This window comes from Staphylococcus sp. HMSC034C12 (genome assembly GCF_001835895.1).
Lineage (GTDB): Bacteria > Bacillota > Bacilli > Staphylococcales > Staphylococcaceae > Staphylococcus > Staphylococcus hominis.
In genome coordinates, this window is record NZ_KV826352.1 from 61,270 (window position 1) to 71,738 (window position 10,469).

Annotated in this window: 13 protein-coding genes and 1 tRNA gene; 13 read left to right on the forward strand and 1 reads right to left on the reverse strand. The window is 31.9% G+C overall.

Annotation, left to right across the window (positions count from 1 at the left end):
• Positions 1-160: 160 nt before the first annotated feature.
• The 9 genes from trxA to HMPREF2629_RS09340 all read left to right on the forward strand — a co-directional run bounded on the left by trxA (position 161) and on the right by HMPREF2629_RS09340 (position 8,490).
• The gene (trxA, locus tag HMPREF2629_RS09300; protein ID WP_002449989.1) at positions 161-475 is read left to right on the forward strand and encodes a thioredoxin; all 315 of its coding nucleotides are present in this window, start codon (positions 161-163) and stop codon (positions 473-475) included.
• A gap of 96 nt (positions 476-571) precedes the next feature.
• A complete protein-coding gene (gene uvrC, locus HMPREF2629_RS09305) occupies positions 572-2,356 on the forward strand; it encodes an excinuclease ABC subunit UvrC (RefSeq protein WP_049382514.1) in 1,785 nt (594 codons plus the stop codon).
• Between the two features lie 421 nt (positions 2,357-2,777).
• Positions 2,778-3,392: a succinate dehydrogenase cytochrome b558 subunit gene (locus HMPREF2629_RS09310; RefSeq protein ID WP_017175714.1), complete on the forward strand. Its 615-nt coding sequence runs from the start codon at positions 2,778-2,780 to the stop codon at positions 3,390-3,392.
• 80 nt (positions 3,393-3,472) lie between these two features.
• Positions 3,473-5,239 (forward strand): succinate dehydrogenase flavoprotein subunit, encoded by a 1,767-nt coding sequence (gene sdhA, locus HMPREF2629_RS09315; protein WP_048762346.1) that lies wholly within the window; start codon positions 3,473-3,475, stop codon positions 5,237-5,239.
• Positions 5,239-6,096, forward strand: a complete 858-nt coding sequence (gene sdhB, locus HMPREF2629_RS09320; RefSeq protein WP_029376803.1) for a succinate dehydrogenase iron-sulfur subunit — start codon at positions 5,239-5,241, stop codon at positions 6,094-6,096. The genes sdhA and sdhB overlap by 1 nt, the downstream gene beginning before the upstream one ends.
• Positions 6,097-6,271: 175 nt before the next feature.
• Positions 6,272-7,069, forward strand: a complete 798-nt coding sequence (gene racE / locus HMPREF2629_RS09325; protein ID WP_002450014.1) for a glutamate racemase — start codon at positions 6,272-6,274, stop codon at positions 7,067-7,069.
• Positions 7,070-7,099: 30 nt separating this feature from the next.
• Positions 7,100-7,681: an XTP/dITP diphosphatase gene (locus HMPREF2629_RS09330; protein ID WP_017175711.1), complete on the forward strand. Its 582-nt coding sequence runs from the start codon at positions 7,100-7,102 to the stop codon at positions 7,679-7,681.
• Positions 7,681-8,193 carry a YfcE family phosphodiesterase gene (locus HMPREF2629_RS09335; RefSeq protein ID WP_017175710.1) on the forward strand — a complete coding sequence of 171 codons (513 nt, stop codon included), beginning with the start codon at positions 7,681-7,683 and terminating at the stop codon, positions 8,191-8,193. The genes HMPREF2629_RS09330 and HMPREF2629_RS09335 overlap by 1 nt, the downstream gene beginning before the upstream one ends.
• A gap of 223 nt (positions 8,194-8,416) precedes the next feature.
• Positions 8,417-8,490: transfer RNA gene (locus HMPREF2629_RS09340), tRNA-Arg, on the forward strand.
• Between the two features lie 82 nt (positions 8,491-8,572).
• Here HMPREF2629_RS09340 and HMPREF2629_RS09345 read toward each other — a convergent pair.
• Entirely contained in the window at positions 8,573-9,328 is a 756-nt protein-coding gene (locus HMPREF2629_RS09345) for a hypothetical protein (protein WP_017174530.1), read from the reverse strand.
• A 432-nt stretch (positions 9,329-9,760) separates the two neighbouring features.
• On the opposite strand from HMPREF2629_RS09345, the gene HMPREF2629_RS09350 reads away from it, so the two are divergent.
• From HMPREF2629_RS09350 to HMPREF2629_RS09365, 4 genes are read left to right on the forward strand one after another with little or no spacing between them, the layout of a single operon-like run.
• Positions 9,761-9,895, forward strand: coding sequence for a beta-class phenol-soluble modulin (locus HMPREF2629_RS09350; protein WP_017174531.1), 135 nt, complete (start codon positions 9,761-9,763; stop codon positions 9,893-9,895).
• A gap of 40 nt (positions 9,896-9,935) precedes the next feature.
• A complete protein-coding gene (locus tag HMPREF2629_RS09355) occupies positions 9,936-10,070 on the forward strand; it encodes a beta-class phenol-soluble modulin (RefSeq protein WP_070582771.1) in 135 nt (44 codons plus the stop codon).
• 34 nt (positions 10,071-10,104) lie between these two features.
• Complete coding sequence (locus HMPREF2629_RS09360; protein WP_017174534.1) at positions 10,105-10,239, forward strand: beta-class phenol-soluble modulin; 135 nt, start codon at positions 10,105-10,107, stop codon at positions 10,237-10,239.
• 42 nt (positions 10,240-10,281) lie between these two features.
• Positions 10,282-10,416, forward strand: a complete 135-nt coding sequence (locus tag HMPREF2629_RS09365; protein ID WP_070647579.1) for a beta-class phenol-soluble modulin — start codon at positions 10,282-10,284, stop codon at positions 10,414-10,416.
• Positions 10,417-10,469 lie beyond the last annotated feature (53 nt).

Consider the following 10,469-nt stretch of genomic DNA (forward strand, 5'->3'; position numbering starts at 1 on the left):
TTTTTTAAAATTTGACGTACAATAAAGCAAGCGTTTAATCTTAACACAAGTTTATGACAAGATTAATAAATAGTGATAAAGATGAGCAAGAGCAATGCAGATATATGGAAAGTCTGTTATAATTTGCTCATCATTTAATATTTAAGGAGGATTGGCAATTATGGCAATCGTAAAAGTTACAGATTCAAATTTTGATGAAAACATTCAATCAGGTGTTAAATTAGTAGATTTTTGGGCAACTTGGTGTGGACCTTGTAAAATGATCGCCCCTGTGTTAGAAGAATTAGCTGGAGACTATGATGGTAAAGCAGACATCTTAAAATTAGATGTAGATGAAAATCCATCTACTGCTGCTAAATATGAAGTAATGAGCATCCCAACTTTAATCGTATTTAAAGATGGAGAAGCAGTAGATAAAGTAGTAGGTTTCCAACCTAAAGAAAACTTAGCAGAAGTTTTAGATAAACATCTATAATATTTAGTACAATTATAAAAGAATGGGGCATTACATGTTATGTAATCGCTCCGTCTTTTTTATGTGAACGTCAAGTTAATAGAAAGGAGGAGACGGATGACCGACTACGAAGAAAAAATTAGAGATAAATTAAGTGTCGTCCCATTTGAACCAGGCTGTTATTTAATGAAAGATCGAAATGACCAAATTATTTATGTAGGTAAAGCAAAACGATTACGAAATCGACTACGTTCTTATTTTACTGGTGCACATGATGCAAAAACTACACGTCTTGTAAGTGAAATTCGTAACTTCGAATTTATTGTAACTTCAAGTGAGACAGAATCATTATTACTTGAGTTGAATTTGATCAAACAATATCAACCTCGCTACAATATTTTATTAAAAGATGATAAAAGTTATCCTTTTATAAAGATTACTAAAGAAAAACATCCTCGTTTACTTGTGACACGTACAGTAAAAAAAGGTACAGGAAAATATTTTGGACCTTATCCTAATGCATATTCAGCACAGGAAACTAAAAAATTATTAGATCGTATTTATCCTTTTAGAAAATGTGATAAAATGCCTGATAAATTGTGTCTATATTATCATATCGGTCAGTGCATGGGACCATGTGTGTATGATGTAGATCAACAAAAATATGCACAAATGACACGTGAAATTACTGACTTTTTAAATGGAGAAGATAAAACAATTCTTCATAATCTTGAAACACGCATGCTAGATGCTAGTGAGAAGTTAGATTTTGAACGTGCTAAAGAATATAGAGATTTAATTCAACATATTCATAATTTAACTAAAAAACAAAAAATTATGTCTTCAGATAATACAATTAGAGATGTTTTTGGATATAGTGTTTCTAAAGGTTGGATGTGTATTCAAGTATTCTTTATTAGACAAGGAAATATGATTCAACGTGATGCAACAATGATTCCTCTACAACAAACAGAAGAAGAAGAATTTTATACATTCATTGGACAATTCTACAGCTTAAATCAACATATTTTACCTAAAGAAGTACATGTACCGAAAAATTTAGATAAAGATATCATTCACTCTGTGGTTGATACAAAAATTGTTCTACCTGCGCGTGGAACAAAGAAAGAAATGGTTGATTTAGCTAATCATAATGCTGAAGTTGCACTAGAAAATAAATTTCAATTAATCGCTAAAGACGAATCTAGAACGATAAAAGCTATCGAAGAACTTGGTGAAAGAATGGGCATTCAAACACCGATAAGAATTGAAGCATTTGATAACTCAAATATCCAAGGTGTTGATCCTGTTTCGGCAATGGTAACATTTGTGGATGGTAAACCGGATAAAAAAGGATATCGTAAATACAAAATTAAGACTGTGAAAGGTCCTGATGATTATAAGTCGATGAGAGAAGTTGTACGTCGTCGTTATACGCGTGTACTTAATGAAGGTCTTCCATTACCAGATCTTATTATCGTTGATGGTGGTAAAGGACATATGTCTGGCGTCATAGATGTACTAGAAAATGAACTGGGTTTAGATATTCCTGTTGCTGGATTAAGAAAAAATGATAAACACCAAACATCTGAATTATTATACGGTACAAATGCTGAGGTTGTACCTCTAAAGAAAAATAGTCAAGCCTTTTATTTGCTTCATAGAATCCAAGATGAAGTACATCGTTTTGCGATAACATTCCATCGTCAAACTAGACAAAAAACTGGATTACAATCTGTTCTTGATACAGTAGAGGGTATAGGAAGTAAACGAAAAACAAAATTATTAAGAACATTTGGTTCTATTAAAAAAATGAAAGAAGCTAGTATAGAAGATTTAAAAGCTGCAGGATTACCTAAAAAGGTAGCTGAAAATCTACAATATGCTTTAAAAGAAGATTAATTTCAAAAAAAGGGGTATGACTTTGAATTTCATACCCCATACATTTAGAAAGAATGTTACAATATAGTTAACAAAAGGCTTATTTTTTTAAGAAAGTATGGAAGCGTTTTCTAAATAAGAAATATTATCATTTTATAGTAGTTACACAATTATCATGTAATACTTGTATATCTCATTTATTCGTCTTGTTTTTAATTATATTTACTTTTTTAAGACATACTTGTAGTTATGAAAAATAATAATACTCAAACTAATAAAAAGTAGATGTTTGATTTGTTTAATTTTCAGAAAATTTACAATCATTATAACTATTATATTTTTATGCATACGAGTACTAAATAAAATAGTAAATGCGTTTATAGTACTATCTTAAAAAGAAGCTATTTAAATTTATTATGTTTTATAACAGGGGGGACTCCTTTTGGCTAAGTCTAAAAATGAATTTTATCTTAGACGTCTTCATTCACTACTAGGGATTATTCCGATTGGTGCGTTTTTAATTGTTCATTTAATGATTAACCACCAAGCGACTCAAGGAGCTGAGGCTTTTAATAAGGCTGCAGGCTTTATGGAATCTTTACCATTTTTATTAGTAACTGAACTTATTTTGATTTACATTCCAATTTTATATCATGGACTATATGGTATTCATATTGCTTTTACTGCTAAAGAAAATATCGGCCATTATTCATTATTTAGAAACTGGATGTTTGCGCTACAAAGGTTAACAGGGATTATTGCTTTCGTATTCATCTTTGTACACCTATGGCAAACACGTTTACAAAAACTTTTCTTTGGTAAAGAAATCAGTTATGACATGATGCATCAAACGTTACAAAATCCAATTTGGGTTATCGTATACATTATTTGTGTTATTGCTGTCATTTTCCATTTTTCTAATGGTATTTGGTCATTCTTAGTGACTTGGGGATTTTTACAATCTAAAAAATCACAACGTATTTTCACATGGGTTTCATTAATTATTTTCTTAATTCTGTCATACATAGGTGTGACTGCAATTTTAGCTTTTGCATAAAAAATGAAAGTAAAAAAAGCATAGTTATAAAAGGAATCAATAGGTTAGTTTCAGATATATTTTAGGGGAGTGACAATTCTATGGCAGAGAAAAAAATTATTGTTGTCGGAGGTGGCCTTGCGGGGCTGATGTCAACAATTAAAGCTGCAGAACAAGGTGCACATGTGGACTTATTCTCAATTGTACCTGTTAAACGTTCGCACTCTGTATGTGCCCAAGGTGGTATTAATGGTGCGGTAAATACTAAAGGTGAAGGAGATTCACCATGGATTCATTTTGACGATACAGTATACGGTGGAGATTTTTTAGCGAACCAACCACCAGTCAAAGCAATGACTGAAGCTGCACCAAAAATTATCCATTTATTAGATCGTATGGGCGTTATGTTTAATAGAACAAATGAAGGATTGTTAGACTTTAGACGTTTCGGAGGTACACTTCATCATAGAACAGCATATGCTGGTGCAACTACAGGACAACAATTACTTTACGCTTTAGATGAACAAGTTCGTTCTTTTGAAGTTGATGGTTTAGTTACTAAGTATGAAGGATGGGAATTTTTAGGATTAGTTAAAGATGATGAAAATGCAGCAAGGGGTATTGTTGCTCAAAATTTAACTACTTCTGAAATTAAATCTTTCGGTTCTGATGCTGTTATTATGGCTTCAGGTGGTCCGGGTATTATTTTTGGTAAAACAACGAATTCAATGATTAATACTGGATCAGCTGCATCTATCGTATACCAACAAGGCGCTAAATATGCAAATGGAGAATTTATTCAAATACATCCTACGGCAATTCCAGGTGATGATAAATTACGTTTAATGAGTGAATCAGCACGTGGTGAAGGTGGTCGAATTTGGACTTATAAAGATGGAAAACCATGGTACTTCTTAGAAGAAAAGTATCCTGATTATGGTAACTTAGTACCACGTGATATTGCAACACGTGAAATCTTTGATGTATGTATCAATCAAAAATTAGGTATTAATGGTGAAAATATGGTGTATCTTGATTTATCTCATAAAGATCCACATGAATTAGATGTTAAATTAGGTGGTATTATTGAGATTTATGAAAAATTCACTGGTGATGATCCACGTAAAGTACCTATGAAAATATTCCCAGCAGTACATTATTCAATGGGTGGATTATATGTAGATTATGATCAAATGACAACTATTAAAGGGTTATTTGCTGCAGGAGAATGTGATTTCTCTCAACATGGCGGTAACCGTTTAGGTGCTAACTCGTTATTATCAGCGATTTACGGCGGTACAGTAGCAGGTCCAAATGCAATTAAATACGTTGAAAATATCGAAACATCATATACTGAGTTAGATGACAGTATTTATCAAAAACGTGTAGATGAAGAACAAAAACGTTTCGACGAATTACTTAATATACGTGGTACTGAAAATGCTTATAAACTTCACCGTGAATTAGGCGAAATTATGACAGCGAACGTTACAGTAGTACGTGAAAATGACAAATTATTAGAAACGGATAAAAAAATTGTTGAGTTAATGGAACGTTATCAAAATATTGATATGGAAGATACACAAACTTGGAGTAACCAAGCTGTATTCTTTACACGTCAATTATGGAACATGTTGCAACTAGCACGTGTCATAACAATTGGTGCGTATAACCGTAATGAATCTCGTGGCGCACATTATAAACCAGAATTCCCAGATCGTAATGACGATGAATGGTTAAAAACAACTTTAGCTGAATATCAAGGTGAATATGAAGCACCTAAATTCACATATGAACCTGTCGATATCAGTTTAATTCCACCACGTAAACGTGACTATACAAGTAAATCTAAAGGAGGTAAAAAATGATGGCTAACAATCAATCAGTAAAAGAAACTCCAGAAGAATTACGTCATACAGATGAACAACATAATCAAGAAACAACACATAAAGAAGAAAAACACACGCAAAAAACAGTTAAATTAATTGTTAAACGTCAAGATAACCAAGAAGCAAAATCGTATGAAGAAACATTTGAAATTCCTTATAAAGAGAATTTAAACGTGATTGCTTGTTTAATGGAAATAAGACGCAACCCTGTGAATAGTAAAGGAGAAAAAACAACGCCAGTAGTATGGGATATGAACTGCTTAGAAGAAGTATGTGGTGCTTGTTCAATGGTTATTAATGGTCGTGCACGTCAAGCCTGTTCAGCAATTGTTGACCAATTAGAACAGCCGATTCGTTTGGAACCTATGAGTACATTCCCAGTCATTCGTGATTTACAAGTCGATCGTACAAGAATGTTTGATAACTTAAAACGTATGAAGGCTTGGATTCCAATTGATGGTACGTATGATTTAGGACCAGGTCCACGTATTCCAGAAAAGAAACGTCAAACAGCATATGAATTATCAAAATGTATGACGTGCGGTGTATGTTTAGAAGTGTGTCCTAATGTAACACGTAATAATAAATTTATTGGTGCACAAGCTATTTCACAAGTACGTTTATTTGATCTACATCCAACTGGTTCAATGACTAAAGATGAACGGCTGAATGCTTTAATGGGTGAAGGTGGTTTACAAGAATGTGGTAATTCTCAAAACTGTGTTAATGCATGTCCAAAAGGTATTCCGTTAACAACGTCAATTGCAGCAATGAACCGTGAAACATCATTCCATATGTTTAAATCATTCTTTGGTTCTGATCATCAAGTAAATTAAATATGACATATTTGCCAGCAAAGTAAAAACTTTGCTGGTTTTTATTAATGGGGAATTCAATACGGATATAAATGTTTATTGAGTAAAATAAAAATGAGCAAAAATATCAATTAATGAATGATTAGGTTTGTCTATGGTAAAATAAACGTATTATGTATTATAAGGATGAATGTAAATGAATAAACCCATTGGTGTCATAGACTCTGGAGTTGGAGGACTAACTGTAGCTAAAGAAATTATGCGACAACTTCCTAATGAGACAATATATTATTTAGGCGATATCGCAAGGTGTCCATACGGTCCAAGACCTGGAGAAGAAGTAAAAACTTTTACGACGCAACTTGCTAATAAACTGATGGAATTTGATATAAAAATGTTAGTCATTGCTTGTAATACTGCAACTGCAGTGGCGTTAGAACATTTACAGCAGTTATTACCAATTCCAGTTATTGGAGTCATTGAACCTGGTGCTAGAACCGCTATTATGACTACAAAAAATCAAAAAGTTTTAATTTTAGGTACTGAGGGCACGATTAAATCAGAAGCTTACCGCCATCATATTAAAAGAATAAACCCAAATGTCGAAGTATATGGGGTAGCATGTCCAGGTTTCGTACCACTCGTTGAACAAATGCGTTATGATGACCCTACAATAACTAGTATTGTAATACATCAGACTTTAAAACATTGGCGTAACACAGATGCCGATACTGTTATTTTAGGCTGTACGCACTATCCATTATTATATAAACCTATTAATGATTATTTTGGTGGAAATAAAAAAGTTATTTCTTCTGGGCTTGAAACTGCACGTGAAGTAAGTGCATTACTTACGTTTAGTAATGAACATGCAAGCTATACGCAACATCCAAAACATCGATTTTTTGCAACAGGTGATACGGTTCATATTAAACATATCATTTCTCAATGGCTGAAATTAGATGTAGAAGTTGAACGTATAAAAGTAGATTAAATTTAAAACAGAAGTGAAAGGAAGATTTAAGTGGCAGACATTGTTATAGCTTCTAACAACAAAGGTAAAATAAATGATTTTAAAGCTATTTTTCCAAATGATAATGTTATTGGCATTTCAGAAATTATAAAGGACTTTGATGTTGAAGAAACAGGCACTACCTTTGAAGAAAATGCACGATTAAAATCTGAAGCGGCAGCTAAAGCACTCAATAAAAGAGTGATTGCCGATGATAGTGGTCTAGAAGTATATGCTCTAAATGGTGAGCCTGGTGTATATTCTGCACGTTATGCTGGTCTTGAGAAAAATGATGAGTCAAATATTGATAAAGTACTTAAAAAGTTAGAAGGTGAGACAAATAGAAAGGCACAATTTGTATGTGTCATTAGCATGAGTACGCCAAATGAACCAACACATATGTTCAAAGGAACTGTATCAGGAGAAATTACAACAGAACGTAAAGGTGATCATGGATTCGGATATGATCCTATTTTTTATCTTCCAGAGAAGAACAAAACAATGGCTGAATTAACTACAGAAGAAAAAAGCGATGTGAGTCATCGTGGAAATGCAATTAAAGCTTTAAATGAATTTTTGGAGCGTGAAAAATAATGTCTAAATGGTTAATTGTAAGTGATAATCACACTGAATCTGGAATTCTGTATCAATTATACGACTATCATAAAGACGCAGATATATGCTTACATTTAGGAGATTCTGAATTTAAATATAATGATACTGAATTAAGCTTGTATCAACGTGTAAAAGGTAATTGTGACTTTTATCCTGAATTTCCAAATGAAGACATCATTGAAAAGAACAGTGTTAAAGCATTATACACCCACGGTCATCTTTATGGTGTAAATCAAACACGTATGCGTTTGGCTGAAAAAGCACAATCTCTTGGTTGTCAATTTGCGTTTTATGGGCATACACATATAGCTAAATATGAAAAATTAGGCGACGTCCATATTATAAATCCTGGTAGTATTTCACAGTCGCGTAGTAATATAGAAGAAACATACGCAGAACTACTTATAGAGGATGAAAGTAAAAAAGCTACGCTGAATTTTAGAAATAGAGATCATCAAGTCATACAATCAATAGAATTTGAAATTAATTAACTATTAAAAGGGCTAGGACTACAATGCAAGATAGTCTAGTCCTAGCTAATTTCAAATTTGATACCAAACATTTAGCTATTTAGTTTAACTAAATAGCAACGAAGAAAGTATGTGATTAGTTGCAATTATACGTAATTAGTGGAAAATATAAACTTTTTTTATATTAAAGCTATTGCTAAATAAGATTTCTTTAGATATAATAATACTTGTGTTAAAAAATAATGTCCTGGTAGCTCAGCTGGATAGAGCAATGGCCTTCTAAGCCATCGGTCGGGGGTTCGAATCCCTCCCAGGACGCTAATAAACCCCGTTAACCATTGTGGTTACGGGGTTTTTGCTTATCTATTTTAAACTCACTATGATGACTTGCTTCAAGAATTTAATTATTATATTTATCCCATTTTCCAGCTGCTATGTCAGCTTCTTGTTCTTTAATGTTTTGATAGACTTCTTCAGCGTCATCACCTTCGTAGTAACCTTGCTCAATTGCATGTTTTGTTTGAAGTTCTCCAGATGAAAGACCGCCATTATATTTTTTTCTGAGTGCATCATAATACTCATCTTCAGTTTCTGCTGCATTGATTTCAGCATTAGGATCCGGAGTTGCATTTTCATCATCTACTGAAACATCTGACTCATTTGGTCGGTCATAAATTGATTTTTCTTGACCATTTTCAACTCTAAGTGAACTTTGATACGCTACACTAGCAGGACCTTCCATTACATTTCCTTGTGGAATAATTCCATTTGCAACTGCACTATTGTAAGCTTGTATCTTTTGTTCTTCACTATAATTTCCATAAATAATTGATTCTAATGTACTTCTATCTTTAATATTAGAGAAATCAATTTGATTATTATTTTGAGATGAAACATCTTCTATGGTATCTTTTGAATCTCTTTCTTCGTTTGACTTCTGTTCATTACTTGTATTTTCAGTATTTTGATTTTGGATAGTTTTGTCATTATGTTCTATAGAATTCTTATCTGATTTTGAAATATGCTTATCTTCTTTCTCTTTTTTATTGTTGGTATCATTCTGTTCTTTTTTATTATCACCAGTTAAAGAAAAATCATTATCACATGCACTTAATATTAAAAAACTACTAAATAATAAAATGAAATATTTTTTCATATGTATTCTCCGTTCGTTCACTCAATTAGTAATTATTAATAACACAGTCCTTTTATTCACATTTTACGTAGGAATTACTTTTAATATCACCACCTTATAACCATTTAATTAAATTTACTAGAATAAATATAATGAAAATATACACTTTTGGATTATATCATATAATTATGTATTAAATATTTTTAATTATTTTATTTTTATAATCTAAAAAACTTTGACGAGATAGACATATTTGAATTCCTAACTGTAAATATAAATTTTTAAATTGCACAGTTTTGATGATTTAAGTATAAGTTACGGAAAATGACACAACTATCTAAATAAACCCTTTATAGTAAAGATAACAAAACGATAGTTAAACAAAACAAAGCAAGCAATACAGTAACCTATCGTTTTAGAATTTTACCAATTAATTTCTAAGGAGTGTATGAAATGGAAGGTTTATTTAACGCAATTAAAGATACAGTAACTGCAGGTATTAATGGTGATTGGACAAAATTAGGTACAAGTATTGTTGGTATCGTAGAAAACGGTGTAGGTTTAGTTAGTAAATATTTAGGTTTCTAATTTAAAGATAATTATAAATAGTACAAAGGAGATAACAAACATGGAAAAATTATTCGACGCAATCAAAAATACAGTAGACGCAGGAATTAACCACGACTGGACAAAATTAGGTACAAGTATTGTTGACATCGTATCAAGTGGTGTAGGTATCTTAAGTAAAGTATTCGGATTTTAATTAATTATTAATTACGTATAAAGGGGTTATTAACATGGAAAAATTATTCGATGCAATCAAAAATACAGTAGACGCAGGAATTAACCAAGACTGGACAAAATTAGGTACAAGCATTGTTGATATCGTATCAAATGGTGTAAGCATTCTAGGTAAATACTTAGGATTCTAATGTAATAACATTTAAAAATAAAAAAAGAATGGAGAAATTCAAATGACTAAATTAGTAGAAGCAATTAAAAATACAGTAGACGCAGCACAAAGCCAAGATTGGACAAAATTAGGTACAAGTATTGTTGACATTGTATCAAGTGGTGCAAGTGTATTAGGTAAAGTATTTGGTTTCTAATACTTAATAGCAAGTATTCAGAGGCTGGGACATAATTCCTAACAAAATAGCCA

Coding starts and splice junctions, on each gene's coding strand:
- trxA (WP_002449989.1), top strand. CDS start 161: ATGGCAATCGTAAAAGTTACAGATTCAAATTTTGATGAAAACATTCAA.
- uvrC (WP_049382514.1), top strand. CDS start 572: ATGACCGACTACGAAGAAAAAATTAGAGATAAATTAAGTGTCGTCCCA.
- sdhA (WP_048762346.1), top strand. CDS start 3,473: ATGGCAGAGAAAAAAATTATTGTTGTCGGAGGTGGCCTTGCGGGGCTG.
- sdhB (WP_029376803.1), top strand. CDS start 5,239: ATGGCTAACAATCAATCAGTAAAAGAAACTCCAGAAGAATTACGTCAT.
- racE (WP_002450014.1), top strand. CDS start 6,272: ATGAATAAACCCATTGGTGTCATAGACTCTGGAGTTGGAGGACTAACT.
- HMPREF2629_RS09335 (WP_017175710.1), top strand. CDS start 7,681: ATGTCTAAATGGTTAATTGTAAGTGATAATCACACTGAATCTGGAATT.
- HMPREF2629_RS09345 (WP_017174530.1), bottom strand. CDS start 9,328: ATGAAAAAATATTTCATTTTATTATTTAGTAGTTTTTTAATATTAAGT.
- HMPREF2629_RS09350 (WP_017174531.1), top strand. CDS start 9,761: ATGGAAGGTTTATTTAACGCAATTAAAGATACAGTAACTGCAGGTATT.
- HMPREF2629_RS09355 (WP_070582771.1), top strand. CDS start 9,936: ATGGAAAAATTATTCGACGCAATCAAAAATACAGTAGACGCAGGAATT.
- HMPREF2629_RS09360 (WP_017174534.1), top strand. CDS start 10,105: ATGGAAAAATTATTCGATGCAATCAAAAATACAGTAGACGCAGGAATT.
- HMPREF2629_RS09365 (WP_070647579.1), top strand. CDS start 10,282: ATGACTAAATTAGTAGAAGCAATTAAAAATACAGTAGACGCAGCACAA.